We start from the raw sequence: 20,561 nt of genomic DNA on the forward strand, positions 1-20,561 counted from the left end.
ACTTCTTCTTGATGCGTTCTCTAGATAGTCAACTTGATTTCGATATTAACTTGGCTAAATCTCGTAGCAATGATAACCCAGTATATTATATCCAATATGCTCATGCTCGTATTCACAGCATTTACAACCAAGTGCGTGAAGCAGGCATTGCATTTGGTGATTATAGTGAAACTGATTTCACAACGCTTACAAGCGAAATGGAATTAGAATTGATTAAAAAATTAGCTGAATATCCAGAAGAGGTCGTTCAATCTGCCGAACATCGTGCACCACATCGCATTGCTCGTTACTTATTCGATTTGGCAAGCATGTTCCATTCCTTCTACCGTCAAGGTCGTATCATTGGCGTAGATCCAGCGTTGCAACAAGCTCGTCTAGGATTAATCACAGCGATTGCCCTCGTACTTCGTCAAGGCTTGGGTATTTTAGGTATTTCTGCTCCGGAAAAAATGTAATAGGTGGGAGGCATCATGGCAACTAAGTATATTTTCGTAACTGGCGGCGTTGTTTCTTCTCTTGGTAAAGGGATTACAGCAGCATCCTTGGGTCGCTTGCTTAAAAACCGCGGTTTCAATGTAACGATTCAAAAATTTGACCCATACATTAATATTGACCCTGGTACGATGAGCCCTTACCAACATGGTGAAGTATTCGTAACAGATGACGGTGCTGAAACTGACCTTGATTTGGGTCACTATGAACGCTTTATCGATATTAACCTTAGTAAACGTTCCAACATTACAGCAGGTAAAGTGTACTGGTCTGTAATCAATAAAGAACGTAAAGGTGATTACTTGGGCAGCACTGTACAAGTAATTCCACACATTACAAATGAAATCAAACAAAACGTATACCGCGTAGGTAAAGAGGATAACGCTGATGTAGTTATCACTGAAATCGGTGGTACTGTAGGTGATATTGAAAGCTTGCCATTTATGGAAGCTATCCGCCAAGTGAAAAAAGAAGTAGGCCGTAATGATGTACTTTACATTCACGTAACATTGGTGCCTTACATCAATGCAGCAGGCGAGTTGAAAACTAAACCTACACAACACAGCGTAAAAGAATTGCGCAGCATTGGTATTCAACCAGATATTTTGGTATGCCGCAGCGAAAAACATATTTCTGATGAAATGAAAGAAAAACTTGCTTTGTTCTGTGACGTAGAACCAGAAGCAGTTATTGAAAACCAAACTTGCAGCTCCATCTATGAAGTGCCATTGATGATGCAAGATCAAGGTCTTGATGATATTGTTATCAAAAAATTAGGCCTTGAAGAACGCCCTTGCGATATGGCTGAATGGAAAGAAATGGTTCATAAAATCTTGAACCCTAGTAAAGATATTACAGTTGCTATCGTTGGTAAATATGTAGCATTACATGATGCGTATTTATCCGTAGTGGAAGCTCTAGATCATGCTGGTATTGCTACGGGTACTAAAGTAAATATTCGTTGGATTGACTCCGAAGAACTTGATGATACATCTGTAGATCCTAAAGAGGTATTTGATGGTGTTGAAGGTATCATCGTACCTGGTGGTTTCGGTTCTCGTGGTGTAGAAGGTAAAATCCGTACAATCCAATACGCTCGTGAAAACAATATTCCATATCTTGGTCTATGCCTTGGTATGCAATCTGCAGTAATGGAATTTGCTCGCAACGTATGTGGTATGGAAGGTGCTACATCTAGCGAATTTGACGAAAATGCTAAGTACAAAGTAATCGACTTGATGAGTGATCAAGTTGATGTAGATAAAAAAGGCGGTACAATGCGTCTTGGTATCTATCCATGTAAAGTAGAAGCAGGTACAAAAACTCATGAAGCCTATGGCGAAGATTTGATTTATGAACGTCATCGTCACCGCTATGAGTTCAACAATGAATATCGTCAACAATTGACTGATGCGGGCCTTGTTATCTCTGGTACATCTCCAGATGGTCGCCTTGTGGAAAGTATTGAAGTGAAAAACCATCCATTCTTCATTGGTACACAAGCGCATCCAGAACTTAAATCCCGTCCGAATAATGCACATCCATTATTCCGCGGTTTCGTAGATGCGATTTTGGAACTTAAAAAATAGAGAATAGCAATGGGATCCATTTTATCTATTATAGGTATCTTTATATTAGCTGCACTCAAACTAGAGCAGTTTGTATATGGTAAATCAGGAAAAGAACAATCTACAACTGGTCATATAGCACGGAGAGGGCTTGCTAATATAGCGGGTTTAATCGCTTTTGATCATGCTACTGTGAACAGTAAGTCTGTTGTAGTACGTAAAAAGAAGAAAGATGCTCAGAAATGAGCATCTTTCTTCTTTTTTATTTATATTGAAAAAAGCTAGAAAAATATATCGATAAATTTAAAAATAACACTTGCAATCTTGAATGATATTTGTTATTATATAGACAAAGATAGATATAGATTTGGTGATAAGTACACTGATAATAATATAACTGTTACATTAGAACTCAATTAAGGAGGACATAACATGTCTATTATTGGTAAACAACTTCCTGAATTTACTCTAGATGCTTTCAAAAAACCTGAATTAGTAAAAGTTAGTACTGCCGATGTGTTGGGCAAATGGTCCATCTTCGTATTCTATCCAGCAGACTTCACATTTGTTTGCCCTACAGAATTAGAAGACGTACAAAACTCTTATGCAGAATTGAAAGAACTAGGTTGCGAAGTTTACTCCGTATCTTGTGACTCTGAATTCGTTCACAAAGCATGGTCTGATGCTTCTCCAAGCATTAATAAAATCGAGTACTACATGTTGGCTGATAAAAAACATGAATTAGCTGATTTCTTCGACGTATTCCAAGAAGAATCTGCTATGGCTTACCGTGGTACATTCGTAGTAGATCCAGAAGGTTTCGTTCGTACAGCTGAAATCCATGATATGGGTATCGGTCGTTCTGCTGAAGAATTGGTTCGTAAAGTACAAGCGGCTCAATTCGTAGCAAAACATGGTGACCAAGTGTGTCCTGCACGTTGGAAACCAGGTAAAGACACATTGAAACCAGGTCTTGATTTAGTAGGTAAAATCTAATTTAGAAATAACTTAAACGCTAGAATAATCTAGACAACTCCTCAAATGACAAAACGGGCGCGCATCGTTTTCCTGACGATACGGTAAGTCCCAATACCAGATGAACCCTCTCCAATTCATCATGGTAAACCTCATATAACAAACTACAAACTATACGCAAAAGGACTGGCCTTCGGGCTAGTCCTTTTGTGTTATGTAAAATAATTAATGTTTCGATAGGTGTAATTGCAAGTCTAATAATAGAATAAAGTAAATTAATAATATAGGCTTAGGCCAATAAATATAAGGGTTTTAAATATCCCTTTGTAAAAGTAGGAAATAAGTTCTTGCATTTTTGAATTTAGTGGTCTATAATGAAATTAATTCCTAGTGATACACAAGGTTTTATAAATGAAGTAGGATAAGTGCTTTATAACATGGGGTGTGTTAGCACTAACTTTTACAAAGAGAGGCAAGATATATGAGGATTTCCACAAAAGGTCGCTATGCATTGATGGTTCTCATCGATTTAGCAGAGCAAGGTCAGGATAAACCGGTTTCCTTGCGATCCGTTGCAGAACGACAAGGTATATCTGAGAAATACCTTGAGGGTATTGTGGCTCGTTTGGGTGCCGCTAACCTAGTGGATAGTATTCGTGGTAAATACGGAGGCTATCGTTTATCTAAAAGCCCTAAAGAGTACACTATTATTGAAATTTTGCTTGCCACGGAAGAATCCATGGCTATTATCTCCACTCTTGATGAAGGGGTGAGTACTGATACAGTAATCAATGAGAGAACTGTTGGTTTCTGGGCAGGATTACAAAACTATATTCATGATTATCTAGAAAACGTAACTCTTCAAGATGTAATTGATGGAACTTACGCTAAACTTGATACAAAATATGATAATTGGGATGGTTCTATTTAATAAGGAGTAACTATTATGTCTAATATTGCAAAATCTTTCGTTGAATTAATTGGTAAAACACCTTTGTTGGCAGCTACACGTTTTGGTAAAAAATATGGCGCAGATGCAAATATTTTTGCTAAATTGGAATACTTTAATCCAGGTGGCTCTGTAAAAGACCGTATCGCTGCTGCTATCATTCAAGCGGCTGTTGAATCTGGTGAATTACAACCAGGTGGTACAATCGTAGAAGCAACATCCGGTAACACTGGTATCGGTTTGTCCGCTGTTGGTGCTGCTCTTGGCTATAAAGTAGTTATCGTAATGCCAGAAACAATGTCCATCGAACGTCGCAAATTGATGCTCGGTTATGGTGCTCAACTTGTATTGACTGATGGCTCTCTTGGTATGAAAGGTGCCATTGCAAAAGCTAAAGAAATCGTAACAGCTACTGCTGGTGCGATCGAAGCAGGCCAATTCGTAAACCAAGCAAACCCAGCAATTCACTATAAAACAACTGGTCCTGAAATCTGGCAAGATACAGATGGTACAGTAGATATCTACGTAGCTGGTGTTGGTACAGGCGGTACTTTGACTGGTGCAGGTCGTTATTTAAAAGAACAAAACCCTGACGTAAAAATTGTGGCTGTTGAACCAACTGATTCCCCAGTATTGTCCAATGGCAAACCTGGTCCTCACAAAATCCAAGGCTTAGGCGCTGGCTTCATTCCGGATACTTTGGATACTAATATTTACGATGAAGTAATCCAAGTAACTAACGATGATGCATTCGCTACATCTCAAGCATTTGGACATACAGAAGGTATCTTAGTTGGTATTTCCTCTGGTGCTGCTCTTTGGGCTGCTCAAGAATTGGCTAAACGTCCTGAAAATAAAGGCAAAAACATTGTAGTAATTCTTCCTGATACAGGTGAACGCTACTTGTCCACTGCATTATTCCCAGAAGTATAATAGAATATGATTGGTTAAAGCTGTGAATATGCTTTCCTAATATAGCAAAGCCCCTCGGTAGAGGGGCTTTTTTGTGCTTAACATACTGGAGCTTTATTTTAGAGATTTTTAATTTGGCATAAAGAAAAAGGAGCTACTAGGTAGCTCCTTTTATGTTATGGTATGTATTTAGTTGTTATTATCTACCGTTTTTAACGATATTGTCCATCCAGTTGAATAATTCGTCTAAATCGTAGTCACCAGAATGGTCTACATCAAATGGTGTTGCCATATCTACGTTGTACCCAAGGTTTTGAGCACGTGTACCTACGATCAATGGGATGGCTACGGATGTATTGCTATCAGCTGTACCATAGCGGATACGATAGTAGCGTGCATTTGTTGCTGCTGGAGAACCGAGATAGTTCATTGGGTTCATCATAGTAACGATTTTAGCATTTTCTACGTATACATCTTGGTTAGGTGTTGTATCGTGTAATGCAGCAGTAATTGTAAAGTGATTATTATCTGTAGCACTTGTACCGAATAGGCTATTCTCGCCAGAGTCATTAGAACGGGAGTCGAATGCACCTGGTGCTTTAGAACGACTTACAAATTGGTTATAAGCTTCCCAGTTAATGTCTTTGATTGTACCGGTTTTATTATCACGTACGAGATATGTATGTTTAGATAAATCAGTACCTTTGGCTTGTGCTTTATTAGCTGCATCGATGATAAATGCTTTCACATAATTTTTGAAAGTACCATTGCCATTCTTATCTAGTTTCAATACACGCCCCATAGAGTCATGCAATTGTAAATTGTTTACGTATTCTGGGAAGTGTTCACTTAGTAAGTTAGAGTATGCTACATCATCAGCATTCAAGTTTACACGTTGCATTGTACGTTGCGGAGGAGCTGTATTACCACCTACGTTGGTTTGAGGCAATTCGCCTTGGCCCATCGTTACTTTATTGAAAGATGTAATACCTTTATAGCTCCATTCATAGGCCATATCAGCCGCATCAAGGTTTGTAATAGGCGCATAGGCAGAAACTGCATATACATTGGTTGCCGCTGTAGCAGCACCTAATGCTTGTAAATATGGTTGGAAGTCAGAGTTGTTACCAGTGGCACCTTGCAATAAGGATACAGCACCACCAGCACTTGTACCATTAGTGATGATACGATTTGCATTACCTGGCATTGTGGAATCGTTAGCATGTAAGTATGCTGTTGCAGCTTGTAAGTCAACAATAACTGCAGGCGCTTTACCGATAAAGTTGCCATCGGATGCTTTATTTGTACGACCACGGGTAGCCGGGGAAGCTACTACATAGCCACGGGATAATGCGTAAAGAACACTATTAGGTTTGCCATTCTCCACTTTTGGAGTCATAGCTTGGCTTGGCATATAACCACCTACCGCATTTGGCATGAAGATAGGGGCTGTTTGCGTATTGTAACCATTTACAGTTCCATTATTAAAGTATTCTTCTGGTACATAGATATTCATGTACTGTTGATCGATATCGATAGGATTAGCCACGTAAGGGATATATTCGAAGGCACGATATTTGATTTCCTTATTATCTACAGTAGTAGACATGGACTCATAATTTTTCGCATCGAATGCAAGGCTAATTTTTGCAGAAGAATCAGCTTGTAATGGTGGTTCCATTGGTTGAGATAAAATATTTTTCTCTTCTGTTACAGCAGAACCCTTTGTGGAAGCTTCATTTCGAGCATCTACATAGGATTGAGGTAACTTGCTTTCTTGAGCCTTGGCAGCAGCCTCTGCTTCGGCTTTAGCTTTTGCCGTAGCCTCAGCTTCAGCCTTAGCTTTTGCTTCAGCCTCGGCTTGAGCTTTAGCAGCAGCTTCGGCTTTAGCTTTTGCTTCTGCTTCTGCCTCAGCTTGAGCCTTAGCAGCAGCTTCAGCTTCTTCTTTTGCTAATTGTTCGGCAGCTAAACGTTCTTGCTCTTCTTTGATAGCAGCTTGTCTTGCCATTTCTGCTTGTTGAGCAGCAATACGATCTTGTTCAGCCTTTAAAGCAGCTTGGCGTTGAGCTTCAGCTTGCTCAGCAGCGATACGATCTTGCTCAGCCTTTAAAGCAGCTTGGCGTTGAGCCTCAGCTTGTTCAGCAGCGATACGCTCTTGTTCCGCTTTTAGAGCCGCTTGGCGCTCAGCTTCAGCTTTAGCAGCAGCTTCTGCACGTTGACGAGCAGCTTCTTCCGCAGCGATACGTTCTTGTTCCGCTTTTAAAGCTGCTTGACGTTGGGCTTCAGCCTGTTGAGCAGCGATACGTTCTTGCTCAGCCTTTAGAGCCGCTTGACGTTGAGCTTCGGCTTGCTCCGCAGCAATACGTTCTTGCTCAGCTTGTAAAGCAGCTTGACGTTGAGCTTCAGCTTGTTGAGCTGCTAAGCGTTGTTGTTCCGCTTGTAAAGCAGCTTGGCGTTGTTGTTCAGCTTGTTGAGCAGCTAAGCGTTGTTGTTCAGCTTTTAAAGCCGCTTGGCGTTGAGCTTCAGCTTGTTGAGCCGCGATACGTTCTTGTTCAGCTTGTAAAGCCGCTTGGCGTTGAGCTTCAGCTTGCTCAGCCGCAATACGATCTTGTTCAGCTTTTAAAGCAGCTTGGCGTTGAGCCTCAGCTTGCTCAGCCGCAATACGTTCTTGTTCAGCTCTTAGAGCCGCTTGGCGTTGAGCTTCAGCTTGCTCAGCAGCGATACGCTCCTGTTCCGCTTGTAAAGCAGCTTGACGTTGAGCTTTAGCTTGCTCCGCAGCGATGCGCTCTTGCTCAGCTTTTAAAGCAGCTTGACGTTGAGCTTCGGCTTGCTCCACAGCAATACGATCTTGCTCAGCTTTTAAAGCCGCTTGGCGTTGAGCCTCAGCTTGCTCAGCTACTAAACGTTGTTGTTCCGCTTGTTGTTGCGCTGCAATACGGCGTTGTTCTTCTTGGATACGAAGACGCTCTTGTTCTGCAGCTTGACGTTGAGCTTCTGCGATACGAGCTTGTTCAGCTTGCTCAGCCGCAATACGTTCTTGCTCAGCTCTTAGAGCCGCTTGGCGTTGAGCCTCAGCTTGTTGAGCAGCCAAACGTTGTTGTTCCGCTTGCATAGCAGCTTGACGTTGCGCCTCGGCTTGTTGTTGTGCTACGCGTTGCTGCTCTGCCTGCATAGCCATTTGACGTTGTTGTTCTGCTAGAATTGCTGCTTGACGTTGTGCTTCAGCTTGCTTTTGCGCAACCATTTGCTGATCAACTTGATTTGCACCTGATTGTTGAGCCGCTTCTTCGGCTGCTAGTTGAGCTAATCTTTCACGTTCTGCACGTTGAATATCGCGAATAGTTAATCTTTGTTTGGCTACAACGGCTTTAGTTTGAGTTGTATTAGCAATCACTAAAGGTGTTGTAGATTCTTGTTGGACCATTACAGGCGTACGTACCACTTGTGTCGTTTGCACTTGCTGTTTGCCATCAACTTGTTTTTGTACTGTAACAGGTTCTGTTTTACGTTGTACATTCATCAAGCTGTGCATAGCCAATGTTGGTTCCATTACAGCATTAGTTTGTTTATTAACAACATATTGTGGCTGTGAAACGGCTCTTTGTTGATCAGATAAAGCTTTTGCTATATCGTTTACCGGTACTGGACGTACACGGGGAATTAAAGGTGTTACCTTTGGAGCCGCTTGTGTGGTAGCACTTGGTTGCATAACTTGTTGTGTTTGCATTACCGGTTGTGCTTGTGTAGGAACCATTTGCGGTGGTGCTACGCGAACTGGAGCCATTGGTTGTGCCTGTACAGGTCTTACGGCTGCTTGTTGTGGTGCAACAACTATTGGTTGTGTAGTTGAAGGGGTAGGCTGAGTAGCCATAGGTCGCACGACTGGGGTTGCTACATTTGTAGTACCTTGCGTCGTTGATTCAGTGGTAGTGTTCGAACCTACCAAATCATTCATGTTGAGGGTAGGGGCTGCGTGGGCAACACCACCCAACGCTGCAGCTGCAAAAAATGCAGCGGTAACCTTACGTTTCCTAGATGATTTCATGAATTACTCTCCGAACTAGATTTCAAATAATAATTTATAATTTTAAAATTTATTTATATTTATATAGTTTAACATAAATCGATATATTTGTACAATTTATGAAAATATAGATGAATACTGGATGGGTGTAAAGAAGATGAGATTAGGAAAATATAAATAAATTTAAAGTGCATAGAATATTACATATTGCTTCTAATGATTTGAAGTAGTTTTTTATTATATGTACATATTTCCATAAAATATGATATGCTTTTGGTAATTTAATTGACTTTTAATTATAAAGGAGAGAGTATGTTTAGAAAATTTTTGCTAGCCTGTACGGTATTAGCTACTTTCACTATACAGACACAAGCCATATCGATTAATGAGTTAAATAGTTCACCTCAGTTTAAAAAGGTATATCAAAAAACCGATTCCTATCAAGGTACTTATCCAAAGGATAGGCTAATAAACTATTTAAACACTTACTCTGTAGAATCACTAGAATACGCAGCACCACATTATAAATTAAAAGGTACTTTTTATACAGTTTATACATATACTCGTGGTACATTTATTACTGAATATGAAGTAACGGCCACATATAATACTAATTATTCACTAGGTTCTTTAATACACGCTAGTCAAGTGGTACAGCCATCCCCATCTATGTATGCGGTTATAAAGGCAGCACAAGATGATTCTGGCATACAGATTGATTTACGAGAGGTGAAGCGATTTAATGGGGATGGTACTGAGGTTAGTAGTACAGTTCCTTTAGTGCACCAATTACGACCTTTGGATCGTAGTCGTTCCGATCGAGATCTTTTTGCTATAGCAGATGCCATGTTTGTCGTTGCATATCAGCAGCATTTTGATGATATTGTCGTGAAATGAGGTGCCATATGAAACGTTTCTTATTTTTTATGGCCATCTTATGCGTATGGTGTGTGTTTTTTAATTCTGTGAAAGCCGTTTCTAATGTGGAATTACAAGATACGAGTCGTTTTGAACATATTATATCTAAAGGTGATACTGGTGGTGGAGATGGTAAATACATTGAGTTGAGTACAGTCAAAGATGTGTCCACAAGTACCAGTACCAAAAGTATAGAGACTAAGATTTATGTTGTATTGCCTTCGTCTAATTTGATTCGAGAATACACAATTCATTATGACTATAACTTAAATTATTCTTTTGCGAATTTAGTCGCAAGAATGCCAGAGTTTAAACAACAATTTCCGGATTTCTATTTAGGTGAAATATGGAATATAAAAATGGATGATTCTGGAATTGTTGGTACTGTTAAGGCTCAACAGGATTACACGCTGTACGGTGAAAGAAAACCTACACAACCAGGTTATAAAGGGTATGAGCATGTAACCTTCTTAACACCTACAGACTTTGATTTTGAAAGCTATCACGTTGCAAATCGTGTTTTCAAGAAAGTATTTGGCGTATTTTATGATGATGTAATCCAATAATTTATAGTGCTTAATCTTATAAGTTATAATGATGTAATCCGATAGTGTTACATAAGAAAAGGACTAGAACTCTAGGAGTTCTAGTCCTTTTACTATATGTACTTATTTAGCATATGTACGTTTTTGCTATATGTACTAGCATTATACTAGCTTTCACCATTATTTTTCAAGCTTGGTTTTAATAGTGCCAAGATGATGCAAGCGATAACGGAGCCGATTGCAATGGATGCAAGGTAAAGAAGTGGGTTACCGATTGTTGGTACTACGAAGATACCGCCGTGTGGAGCGCGTAGTGTACATTCGAAGAACATGGACAACGCACCAGCTGTACCAGCACCGATGATGCAAGCTGGCAATACGCGAACTGGATCAGCCGCTGCAAATGGGATAGCACCTTCTGTGATGAAGGAAAGGCCCATAATATAGTTTGTAATACCAGATTTGCGTTCTGCTTCTGTGAAGCGGCTAGGGAAGAATGTAGTACAAAGAGCGATTGCCAACGGAGGAACCATACCGCCTGCCATTACAGCCGCCATGATACCATATTCACCAGTAGCAAGGGCGCCAGTGCCGATAACGTAAGCGGCCTTGTTTACAGGACCACCCATATCAACGGACATCATAGCACCAAAGATAAGACCTAACAATACGCGGCTAGTAGTGCCCATAGATTGCAAGGAGTCCATTAACCAGTGGTTAAGTGCAGATACAGGAGGGTTGATGATAAAGGTAATAGCAATACCAATGAATAATACACCGAGTACTGGGTAGAAGAGAACTGGTTTTGTACCTTCTAACGCTTGAGGTAGACCAGATACTAATTTTTTAACTAATAATACTAAATAACCTGCTGCAAAGCCGGCAATCAATGCACCAAGGAAACCAGAGCCGCCTTGGTTAGCCAATAAGCCACCAACAAAACCAGCTACAAGACCTGGGCGATCAGCAATACTCATAGCAATGTAACCAGCTAATACTGGCAACATGAATCCAAAGGATGCACCACCGATTTGCATTAAGAAACCAGATAAAGGTGTGCCGGAACCGAAGTTTTTAGGGTTCGCAGGATCGAATGTATCGAATAGGAACGCAAGGGCAATCAAGATACCGCCACCAATAACGAATGGCAACATGTGAGATACGCCGTTCATCAAGTGTTTGTAGATTTGACGGCCTACGCTGTCAGATGCGCTAGCAGCGATTTCAGCGGATTCGCGGTCAGCAGCAGATGCGTGGTATACAGGTGCTGTACCAGCTGTAGCTTCACGCAATAATTCCTCCGCTTTATTGATGCCGTTAGCTACCTTTGTTTGAATCATAGGCTTGCCATCAAAGCGAGCCATTTCCACTTGGCGGTCGGAAGCGACGATAATGCATTTTGCATGTTCGATTTCTTCTGCTGTAAGCGCATCTTTTACACCTGATGCACCGTTTTTCTCAACCTTTAAGGAAATGCCCATTTCTTTAGCTTTGCGTTCTAAGGACTCCGCAGCCATGTAGGTGTGCGCGATGCCTGTAGGACAACCTGTAACGGCTAATACTTCATAGTGAGGATTATCTACAGAAATCTTAGGAGCCACCTTTTCGATAGCTTCTGTAGCTTTTTCTTCAATAGTATCAGTGATGCTTGGTGCTTCTTGAGTTTCAGGTTGTTTAATAAAGCCTTCTACAGATGGATCAAAGTTGCCATCTTCTTTAGCTGTTACGAGTTCCAAGAAACGTTCAACAGTTGGAGCAGCGATGAGCGCCTCTTTGAAATCAGGGTCAATGACCATAGTCGCTAATTTACTCAACACCTCTACATGGGTATCGGCAGCGCCTTCTGGAGCAGCAATCATGAAGAATAAGCGAGATGGCTGACCGTCGAGTGCTTCGAAATCAACACCATTAGGCACGACCATAGCGGCAAGGCCGGCTTCTTTTACACCTGTAGATTTAGCATGTGGTGTAGCGATACCATCGCCAAGGCCTGTAGAACCAGATTCTTCACGAGCGAAAACTGCTTTTAAGTATTCTGCTTTATCAGATAAGTTGCCGCCTTTTTCCATTAATTCACCTAAGGTGTAAATGGCATCGGCCTTACTTACTGGATCTGCATTCAGCAGAATGGATTGAGGTTTTAATAAATCAGTGATTTTCATATGTGTACTCCTTGATGCACATAAAATAGAAAACTAGTTAACTCGTACTTGTGAAAGTAGTGCTTCTACTTCTGCCAGCGTAGCGAGATTTTCAGAGTAAGCGGAGGCAGAACCACTGGAGATACCCCAGTAGAGCGCCTCTTGTAGGTCGCCTGTCTTTTCAAAGCCTGTAATAAAGCCAGCTACCATGGAATCGCCGGCGCCTACGGAGTTTACGAGTGTACCCTTAGGGGCAGGACTTGTATATACAGTGCCGTCAGCAGCTACTAAGATAGCTCCATCACCAGCCATGGAGATGAGCACATGTTGTGCGCCTTTCTCTTGTAATGCCTTAGCTGCCTCTACTAGGTCATCCTTTGTGGAAAGGGTACGACCAAAGATTTCGCTAAGCTCGTGATTGTTAGGTTTAATTAAGAACGGTTTATAAGGTAAGACCCGTGTAAGCAAATCTTTTGTAGCATCTACTACAATGCGAATATTTTTATGTTGTAAGCGCTCCATAATGAGTTCGTACATATCGCTTGGTAAGCTAGAAGGAATACTGCCTGCAAGGATCAATGTATCCTGCTCAGTTAATGCATCGAGCTGTTTATAGAGGGCTTCTAGTTCGTCGTCTGCGATGATAGGGCCACGGCCGTTAATTTCTGTTTCTTCGTCAGAGGCTTTCACCTTAACATTGATGCGCGTTAAACCTTCGCGGAGACGGATGAAATCCTCTTTCACACCGAATTGGTTCAGTTGTGTTACGATTTCTTCCCCTGTGAAACCGGCGATGAAACCGAGTGCCGTTGTATCCATGCCTAGGTTGTTGAGCACGATGGATACATTGATACCCTTGCCGCCACCGAGAACGTACTCTTGGGTGGTGCGATTAATGGTGCCCGTCTTGAGTTGATCAAGACGAACAATATAATCTAGGGCTGGATTAAAGGTAATGGTGTAAATCATACAAATTCCCCTTTAAGATAAATTTAATTAGCCTATGATTGGTTAATCTTGTAATTAGTGTAAATTTGATTGATTTTGTAATTAGCGTAAATTCGATTGATTTTATAATTAACGTATAATTGGTTGATCTTGATTCCGTAGTCGTAACCAGTATAGGAGTGGTACGAGGTATAGGAAGAAGGCGAATGGTACATAGCCAGCTGTACTAGTACCCATCATAACTACAGGTACATAAGCAGCGATGTTCCATGGTTGTAATGGAGCAATGAGAATGCCGCTGTTTTCAAAGTCGAGCATCACATCTTCATCTTGAATGCCTCTCTGTGCATAGGTAATGCGCATAATAGAGTGGGTCATCACCACCGCAATAGCTTGACTACAACCTACAGCACCTGTTAAAAAGGCGAGACCTACGTTTGCCGCAAATACATCACTTCGTGTTTTCGCTCGTTCTAATAGCTGTCTCACATCGTTCCAGAAGCCAACCCCTTCGAGCATGCCAGAAATGGCAGTTGCCATAAAAATGGAAAGGGTAGGGATGAACATCGTTTGTAAGCCGCCGCCGTGAATGATATCTGCTAGTGGATTATAATGTGGTAGTTCAAAGCCTGTTAAGGTATACCAGCCTAAATCAGAAAGGGTAGCTCCCTGATTGGTATAAGCTAGAATTGCCGCTACTAATGCACTAAGGCCGATAGGCCAACGGATAGATACTTTCAAAGGTAACAGACCAATGATGATGATGACTGGAATCCATAAGGTCCAATCGATGTTGAACACAAAGTGAATCGTATCAGACAGTAAGCTATTTGCATAGTTGAGAGGGAACCACTGCGATAGTATTAGGTAGAGCACTGTGGAAATAACAAGTGCTGGTAGACCATCTTTAAACATAATAGGGATGTTGGTCGATACCTTTGTATGCGTTAAGGTCGCTACGAGAGAGGCGCTAGACGATAAAGGCCCGTTCCGATCACCAAAGTAAGCGCCAGCAATGATGGCGCCTGCTACGATATTTTCTGGAATGTTACCGGCTTTTGCCATCGTAATGAGTACAATACCTATGGTACCCACAGTGCCAAGGGCAGTTCCTAATAGCATGCTCACCAGTGCTGTTAATAAAAAGGCACAAGCGATAAAGATAGAAGGATCAATCAAGTCGATGCCTGTGGCGATAATTATAGGTATAATACCTGCCGCTTGCCACATGGCGATGAGCCAACCGATGAGCAGGAATATTTGCATCACCACAATAGATGTTTTAGCACCTGTCCATGATAGGTTTAGTAGTTCCTTTGGTTGGTACCCTTTGCGGTAGAACACATAAGCCATAATGCACCATACTACAATCAAGGCGTAACCGATGGCAATGCTATTGGCTACGGCGATGATGATGACGAGTATGGATAGGAGTAAGCCTAAGAGGGGCTCTGTATTTTTCGGCATCAGTGAACGGCCTTGTTGATACTTTAGAAACGCATTTAATATGAGTTGTAACCACTTCATCTTAATCGATAGGAAGTTCTGTTTCGAAGACTTCCTCAGCAGGGCCTGTCATGAGCACCGTGCCATCCTCCAAGTATGAAATATGCAATGTTCCTAAGTAAAGTTCTACGTCTACTTCGCGACCTGTTAAGCCTTTTTCGAAGGACATAACGGCAGAGGCACAAGAGCCTGTACCACATGCTAGTGTAGCGCCAGCACCGCGTTCCCATGTGCGAACCTTGATGTGTTTGTCGTTTACTACTTCAATGTAGTTAACATTTGTATTGGATGGGAATGCATCGTGTTTTTCAAGGATTGGACCTTGTGTCGTAACAGGGGCGTTTGTAATATCTTCTACGTAAACCTCTGTATGCGGTACACCGAGCAATACAGAGCTCACTGTTACAGTTTCGCCATTTACATCAATGTCTACGTCGATGACCTTATCCATGTCTACATTCATAGGTACATCTTTACTGTTAAAGAATGGCTTGCCCATGTCTACTGTTACTAGTGTAACCACACCATTTTCGATGGTTAAGGTTGGCTTCATAACACCTGCTAATGTTTCGATGGTGAAAGTTTCTTTTGTAATTTCTCCGTGTTCGTAAGCGTATTTGGCAAAGCATCGAATACCATTGCCGCACATTTCAGCTTCACTGCCATCGGAGTTGATGATGCGCATGCGCACATCACATGTGTCAGATGGTACAACAATGACTAAACCATCAGCACCAATGCCTGTACGGCGATCGCAAAGGCGAATGGCTAAATCAGTATAGTCCTTGTTAGCACCTTGAGGGTCGGCAAAGAGGATAAAATCATTGCCAAGACCATGCATTTTTGTTAATTTCATAAAGTCTCCTATCAATAAGTAAGACTTTCACCATGAAGCCCGTGAAAGTCTCATATGTATAATATTATATATTCTATATTATTATATCATAAATGGCTTTCAATTATGGGGTGTAACTTTATAAAATTAAAGTAAAAACAAGCAAAAAATGACCTCCTTTTAAAGTACTTGTTATAGTACGTATTAAGACGGTTGAGAAATATGAACATGAGTTAAAAATTAACCCACGTGGGACAACCTGAAAGGCGGATATATAGGGCTCTATTACTTTATTGTTTACCGTAGAAATGATAAAATAAAGAGTAATGTAGTTTATCGTAATAGAAAGAGGAACACATATGCGAATTCAAGGGATTTCTGGATCTCGTGGCGTTGCAGTAGGCAATGTATATAGATATATTCAAGAGGAAATTGTCATTCCTGATTACACTGTAGCAGAGGATCAGGTAGAAGCGGAAATTGGTAAGTTTGCTGCTGCTATGGCATCTACCTTAAAACAATTGGATACAATCCGTCAAAAGGCTTTGAAAGAAATGGGCCCTGAAGAGGCGGCTATTTTTGAAGCACATATGCAAATTGCTCAAGACCCATCTTTATCTGATGGTATTAAATCCCTCGTTGAGTCTAGCCATACTAATGTTGTAGCGGCTACAGCTCAAACCATTGAAACCTTTGCCAATATCTTCCTTGGTATGGAAGATCCATACATGCGCGAACGCGGCGCAGATATCAAAGATATCGGGGATCGTTTGATGCGCAATATGTTAGGTATGAACCCTCGTGGCTTATCCCATATTTCTGGGGAGGTTATCTTGGTGGCTCATGATTTGGCTCCATCCGATACGGCTTCTCTTGATAAAAATGTGGTAAAAGGCATTGTAACAGCTGCTGGTGGCCCTACATCTCATGCGGCTATCATGGCACGTACATTGGAAATTCCTGCCGTTATGGGCGTTGGTGATATTGAAGGCTTCGTAGATGGTGAGAAAGCCGTTGTACTCGGTACAGATGGTATTGTTGAAACAAATCCATCTGATGCGGATTGGGCTGAATATACAAATCAAGCTACTGCATACCAAGAGGAATTAAAACGCTTGCGCGAATCTGCCAATCTTGAAGCTAAGACTACAGATGGTCATCATGTAGAGTTATTTGGTAATATCGGCAAGTCTAAAGATGCTAAACATGCTCTTACAATGGGCGCACAAGGTATCGGCTTATACCGTACAGAATTCTTGTACATGGAAAACGATGAATTGCCAGCAGAAGATGTACAGTTCGAAGAATATAAAAAAGTTGCAGAAGATATACAGGGGCAGCCTGTTATCATCCGTACCATGGATATTGGTGGTGACAAGGAATTGAAATGCCTTGATTTGCCAAGTGAAATGAATCCATTCCTTGGTTACCGTGCAATTCGTATTTCCTTGAACCGTCCAGATATCTTCAAAGTACAATTGCGTGCGTTATTGCGTGCTAGTGCCTTTGGTGATATTCACATCATGTACCCTATGATTGCTTCCGTAGAAGAAGTGAAACAAGCGAATGCTATGCTTGAAGAATGTAAGGCAGAACTTACAGCAGAAGGCAAAGAATTCAATAAAGATATTAAGGTTGGCATCATGATTGAAGTACCAGCAGCTGCTGTTATTTCTCCGATCTTGGCAAAATACGTAGACTTCTTCAGTATTGGTACCAACGATTTGTGTCAATATACATTGGCAGTAGACCGTATGAACGAATCTATTGGCGCTCTATATCAACCATTGCATCCAGGCGTATTACGTCTTATTAAGCATGTTATCGATGCGAGCCATGAACAAGGTAAATTTACAGGCATGTGTGGTGAACTCGCTAGTGATCCTGTGGCTACCATGATCTTATTAGGCTTGGGTCTTGATGAATTCTCCATGACAGCATCTTCTATACCACTTATTAAGAAAATCTTGCGCTCTGTTTCTAAAGCAGAATGTGAAGATGTGGCTAATAAAGCACTTTCCATGGATACAGCAGAAGAAATTACAGACTATGCTAAATCTGTACTAGCTGAAAAAGGCTTACTATAATTCTGTTGTATAGCAAATAACTTTCAATATACTTGAATTGAAAGGCTTGAAATTGATACAATATATCTATTAGAACGTATGGGATAGGCACAGCCTATCAAGATAGAAAGAGGTTATCATGAAAGAATTAACAGTAGAAATTACTAACGAATCTGGTTTACATGCTCGTCCTGCTACAGCTTTCACACAATTGGCTGCTAAATATGCTTCCAAATTGACAATCGCTGCTAACGGCAAAACAGCTGATGCTAAATCCATCTTAACTGTATTGACTTTGGGCGCTACAAAAGGTACATCCGTTACATTGACAGCTGACGGTGCTGACGAAGACGATGCACTTGCTGCATTAAGCGAATTCTTAACAACTAACCACGACTAATACAATGTGGTAATACAAAGGACTCTACGAATGTAGAGTCCTTTTTTGTTGATCTATATGTTTTATGTATATGATTTTTGTATATGTTTTATGTTTTGGTTGATTTGATTAAATGTTACCTTTAATTTAATATGGCGAATTTACAAAACTATTAGCGTGTAGTTTCAAGTAAAAAAAGAAGAGGCGGTTTAGCCTCTTCTTTATTTTCCCATGTTTGCAAAGCGCTCTACAGCCTTTGTAAAGTCGCTAATGGTTTTTTCTACGTCACCGTGTTCGATACCATCTCGTACGCAGTGGTTGATATGCCCTTCAAGGACTACTTGACCTACTTTATGTAGTGCAGACTTAGCTGCATTAATTTGGCTCAACACATCTTCGCATGGAATGTCTTCTTCAATCATTCGATCAATAGCTTGCACTTGACCAAGGATTTTACGCAATCGACGATGTAGATTTTCTGAATCCATACATTGTTTCATAATACTCCTCCAATGGGCATGTTTTTTATCATCCTTATTATTATACTCCATGTAAAGTTTGTAATACAACTTAATAAGTATACCTAATATGCATTAAATCTACATATATAGATTTATATTGTATATGGATGTATGTGAATATCTGTATTCAAAGGTACATTTAAATATATACTTTTAAAATAGCATGGCATGTATTTTATATTATACACATCTATTTAGACCTTGTAATATATATCTTCTTCTTAATTGATGTGATACAATACATTTAATACACAATGTGTTTGTATATGTATATAAGGTACTGTAATGCATATAGAATTTAAATTTGTCTATAGGTATATACTACGGGCCTTTATGAAATAGGTGAAAGCAATGAAAGTGTTTCGCTACCTTCGGAACCTAGTGGTATTTGTGTTAGTTATGATACTGGCCGTGTTTATATATGATGGATACCATAGGGTTCAAGGTACAGATCGTGAAAGTAACGCGCATACAACTGTTGAAAAACGCATAGAACAAGGTGAAGATACCCTTAGTCGCACAGATCGTATTATACGATTATTTACCTTTAAAGAAAAGGTAGAGACGGCACTGAACCAACGTGTTTCTAAAGAACATTGGGTAAAGGGAGATGTCATTCCAGAATATACAAAGAATGCACTCATCGCCATAGAGGATAAGCGATATTATAAGCATGGTGCTATAGATGTACTTGGTATCATTCGCGCCTTTTATACGAATACCATTGCTGGTGAAACTGTAGAGGGTGGCAGTACGATTACACAACAAGTCGTAAAAAATCTTTTCCTTTCGTCAAAACGCATTATGAGCCGTAAGATAGAAGAAGCTATCTTGGCGAGTGAAATGGAACATTACTACACGAAGGACGAAATCCTCACCATGTATTTAAATACCGTATATTATGGTCATAATTACTACGGTATCTACGAAGCAGCTCATGGCTACTTTGGAACAAGCCCAAGCCGATTGACATTAGGTCAAAGCGCTATGCTCGCAGCCTTGCCTAACGCACCATCCTACTTAGATCCTTATACGAATTATAAAGGGGCTAAGGCACGACAAAAACTAGTACTCGAACAAATGGTAGACCAAGGAATGATTACACAAGCTGAGGCTGACTATGCATACCAACAAGACCTAGGACTTGTGGAAGAATAATTAAATATATAATATATATATAATCTATAATCTCTGTTGGCTGATTACTATTGGCTAACAGGGATTTTTTGCAAAGATAGTTACGTTCCGAAATATATTATTAAATTGAATAAAAATAATGCTTGCATTTATAATTATACAGGTGTATACTATTTTTTGTCAGAAAGAGGGAATGACCGTTGAGTTAGATGCCACGGTGCTTTCACAATTATCTGATATAATATTGATTATATGAGTTTAAATACATAGTAAGTTTTTTATGAGGTGTTATCATGGGTAAAGCAAATAAAGTAGTACTCGCATATTCTGGTGGTTTGGACACATCTGTTATCATTCCTTGGTTAAAAGAAAATTATGGCGCTGAAGTTATTGCAGTGTGTGTAGACTTGGGACAACCTGAGGATTATGATGCAGTTGAGAAAAAAGCAATTAAATCTGGTGCTTCTAAAGCGTACATCGTAGACGCTAAAGAAGAGTTCGTAAAAGATTATGTATGGCCAACAGTAAAAGCTGGTGCAATTTATGAAGGTAAATATTTATTAGGTACATCCTTCGCTAGACCTTTGATTGGTAAAATCCTTGTAGATATTGCTAAAAAAGAAGGCGCTGATGCTATCGCTCACG

Annotated in this window: 18 protein-coding genes; 12 read left to right on the forward strand and 6 right to left on the reverse strand. The window is 40.5% G+C overall.

Annotated features, from left to right (window positions below; translation table 11 throughout):
- From QZ055_RS02880 to cysK, 6 genes are all read left to right on the forward strand, one after another.
- Positions 1-455: DALR anticodon-binding domain-containing protein (locus QZ055_RS02880; protein ID WP_295824527.1), on the forward strand; the 455-nt coding region annotated here is incomplete at its 5' end.
- A gap of 15 nt (positions 456-470) precedes the next feature.
- A complete protein-coding gene (locus tag QZ055_RS02885) occupies positions 471-2,081 on the forward strand; it encodes a CTP synthase (RefSeq protein ID WP_005385337.1) in 1,611 nt (536 codons plus the stop codon).
- 9 nt (positions 2,082-2,090) lie between these two features.
- A complete protein-coding gene (locus tag QZ055_RS02890; protein WP_295199173.1) occupies positions 2,091-2,306 on the forward strand; it encodes a hypothetical protein in 216 nt (71 codons plus the stop codon).
- A gap of 186 nt (positions 2,307-2,492) precedes the next feature.
- Positions 2,493-3,056 (forward strand): alkyl hydroperoxide reductase subunit C, encoded by a 564-nt coding sequence (ahpC, locus tag QZ055_RS02895; RefSeq protein ID WP_004698190.1) that lies wholly within the window; start codon positions 2,493-2,495, stop codon positions 3,054-3,056.
- A gap of 460 nt (positions 3,057-3,516) precedes the next feature.
- Positions 3,517-3,966, forward strand: a complete 450-nt coding sequence (locus QZ055_RS02900) for an Rrf2 family transcriptional regulator (protein WP_004698292.1) — start codon at positions 3,517-3,519, stop codon at positions 3,964-3,966.
- 15 nt (positions 3,967-3,981) lie between these two features.
- Positions 3,982-4,917 (forward strand): cysteine synthase A, encoded by a 936-nt coding sequence (gene cysK / locus QZ055_RS02905; protein WP_024065734.1) that lies wholly within the window; start codon positions 3,982-3,984, stop codon positions 4,915-4,917.
- Positions 4,918-5,095: 178 nt separating this feature from the next.
- On the opposite strand, the gene QZ055_RS02910 is transcribed toward cysK, so the two are convergent.
- Positions 5,096-8,941, reverse strand: a complete 3,846-nt coding sequence (locus QZ055_RS02910) for a subtype B tannase (protein ID WP_295824529.1) — start codon at positions 8,939-8,941, stop codon at positions 5,096-5,098.
- Between the two features lie 291 nt (positions 8,942-9,232).
- On the opposite strand from QZ055_RS02910, the gene QZ055_RS02915 reads away from it, so the two are divergent.
- Together QZ055_RS02915 and QZ055_RS02920 are read left to right on the forward strand one after the other, a co-directional pair.
- Positions 9,233-9,817 (forward strand): hypothetical protein, encoded by a 585-nt coding sequence (locus QZ055_RS02915; RefSeq protein WP_295793445.1) that lies wholly within the window; start codon positions 9,233-9,235, stop codon positions 9,815-9,817.
- An 8-nt stretch (positions 9,818-9,825) separates the two neighbouring features.
- A complete protein-coding gene (locus tag QZ055_RS02920) occupies positions 9,826-10,404 on the forward strand; it encodes a hypothetical protein (protein WP_295824531.1) in 579 nt (192 codons plus the stop codon).
- A gap of 146 nt (positions 10,405-10,550) precedes the next feature.
- Here the strand turns inward: QZ055_RS02920 and QZ055_RS02925 are convergent, their stop codons facing one another.
- The 4 genes from QZ055_RS02925 to dapF form a co-directional block, all read right to left on the reverse strand.
- Complete coding sequence (locus tag QZ055_RS02925) at positions 10,551-12,545, reverse strand: fructose-specific PTS transporter subunit EIIC (RefSeq protein WP_295824533.1); 1,995 nt, start codon at positions 12,543-12,545, stop codon at positions 10,551-10,553.
- 33 nt (positions 12,546-12,578) lie between these two features.
- Positions 12,579-13,493, reverse strand: coding sequence for a 1-phosphofructokinase (pfkB, locus tag QZ055_RS02930; protein ID WP_105089759.1), 915 nt, complete (start codon positions 13,491-13,493; stop codon positions 12,579-12,581).
- A 108-nt stretch (positions 13,494-13,601) separates the two neighbouring features.
- Positions 13,602-14,999, reverse strand: coding sequence for a Na+/H+ antiporter NhaC family protein (locus tag QZ055_RS02935; protein WP_295824537.1), 1,398 nt, complete (start codon positions 14,997-14,999; stop codon positions 13,602-13,604).
- Between the two features lies 1 nt (position 15,000).
- Entirely contained in the window at positions 15,001-15,834 is an 834-nt protein-coding gene (gene dapF / locus QZ055_RS02940) for a diaminopimelate epimerase (RefSeq protein ID WP_105089757.1), read from the reverse strand.
- A 338-nt stretch (positions 15,835-16,172) separates the two neighbouring features.
- Between dapF and ptsP the strand changes: the two genes are divergently transcribed.
- Complete coding sequence (gene ptsP, locus QZ055_RS02945; protein WP_295824539.1) at positions 16,173-17,900, forward strand: phosphoenolpyruvate--protein phosphotransferase; 1,728 nt, start codon at positions 16,173-16,175, stop codon at positions 17,898-17,900.
- A 118-nt stretch (positions 17,901-18,018) separates the two neighbouring features.
- Positions 18,019-18,279, forward strand: a complete 261-nt coding sequence (locus QZ055_RS02950; protein WP_005385362.1) for an HPr family phosphocarrier protein — start codon at positions 18,019-18,021, stop codon at positions 18,277-18,279.
- A 200-nt stretch (positions 18,280-18,479) separates the two neighbouring features.
- On the opposite strand, the gene QZ055_RS02955 is transcribed toward QZ055_RS02950, so the two are convergent.
- Positions 18,480-18,758 carry a metal-sensing transcriptional repressor gene (locus tag QZ055_RS02955; protein ID WP_004695033.1) on the reverse strand — a complete coding sequence of 93 codons (279 nt, stop codon included), beginning with the start codon at positions 18,756-18,758 and terminating at the stop codon, positions 18,480-18,482.
- Positions 18,759-19,130: 372 nt separating this feature from the next.
- Here QZ055_RS02955 and QZ055_RS02960 point away from each other — a divergent pair, with 372 nt between their 5' ends.
- Both QZ055_RS02960 and QZ055_RS02965 read left to right on the forward strand, forming a co-directional pair.
- Positions 19,131-19,937 carry a transglycosylase domain-containing protein gene (locus QZ055_RS02960; RefSeq protein ID WP_295824541.1) on the forward strand — a complete coding sequence of 269 codons (807 nt, stop codon included), beginning with the start codon at positions 19,131-19,133 and terminating at the stop codon, positions 19,935-19,937.
- Positions 19,938-20,209: 272 nt separating this feature from the next.
- On the forward strand, positions 20,210-20,561 hold a 352-nt coding region (locus QZ055_RS02965), incomplete at its 3' end, for an argininosuccinate synthase domain-containing protein (RefSeq protein ID WP_295824543.1).

It is taken from the genome of uncultured Veillonella sp., from assembly GCF_905209685.1.
Classification (GTDB): Bacteria; Bacillota; Negativicutes; order Veillonellales; family Veillonellaceae; genus Veillonella.

Bases quoted from the DNA above. Each gene is read 5' to 3' on its own strand.
- QZ055_RS02885 (WP_005385337.1), top strand. From the start codon at position 471: ATGGCAACTAAGTATATTTTCGTAACTGGCGGCGTTGTTTCTTCTCTT.
- QZ055_RS02890 (WP_295199173.1), top strand. From the start codon at position 2,091: ATGGGATCCATTTTATCTATTATAGGTATCTTTATATTAGCTGCACTC.
- ahpC (WP_004698190.1), top strand. From the start codon at position 2,493: ATGTCTATTATTGGTAAACAACTTCCTGAATTTACTCTAGATGCTTTC.
- QZ055_RS02900 (WP_004698292.1), top strand. From the start codon at position 3,517: ATGAGGATTTCCACAAAAGGTCGCTATGCATTGATGGTTCTCATCGAT.
- cysK (WP_024065734.1), top strand. From the start codon at position 3,982: ATGTCTAATATTGCAAAATCTTTCGTTGAATTAATTGGTAAAACACCT.
- QZ055_RS02910 (WP_295824529.1), bottom strand. From the start codon at position 8,941: ATGAAATCATCTAGGAAACGTAAGGTTACCGCTGCATTTTTTGCAGCT.
- QZ055_RS02915 (WP_295793445.1), top strand. From the start codon at position 9,233: ATGTTTAGAAAATTTTTGCTAGCCTGTACGGTATTAGCTACTTTCACT.
- QZ055_RS02920 (WP_295824531.1), top strand. From the start codon at position 9,826: ATGAAACGTTTCTTATTTTTTATGGCCATCTTATGCGTATGGTGTGTG.
- QZ055_RS02925 (WP_295824533.1), bottom strand. From the start codon at position 12,545: ATGAAAATCACTGATTTATTAAAACCTCAATCCATTCTGCTGAATGCA.
- pfkB (WP_105089759.1), bottom strand. From the start codon at position 13,493: ATGATTTACACCATTACCTTTAATCCAGCCCTAGATTATATTGTTCGT.
- QZ055_RS02935 (WP_295824537.1), bottom strand. From the start codon at position 14,999: ATGAAGTGGTTACAACTCATATTAAATGCGTTTCTAAAGTATCAACAA.
- dapF (WP_105089757.1), bottom strand. From the start codon at position 15,834: ATGAAATTAACAAAAATGCATGGTCTTGGCAATGATTTTATCCTCTTT.
- ptsP (WP_295824539.1), top strand. From the start codon at position 16,173: ATGCGAATTCAAGGGATTTCTGGATCTCGTGGCGTTGCAGTAGGCAAT.
- QZ055_RS02950 (WP_005385362.1), top strand. From the start codon at position 18,019: ATGAAAGAATTAACAGTAGAAATTACTAACGAATCTGGTTTACATGCT.
- QZ055_RS02955 (WP_004695033.1), bottom strand. From the start codon at position 18,758: ATGAAACAATGTATGGATTCAGAAAATCTACATCGTCGATTGCGTAAA.
- QZ055_RS02960 (WP_295824541.1), top strand. From the start codon at position 19,131: ATGAAAGTGTTTCGCTACCTTCGGAACCTAGTGGTATTTGTGTTAGTT.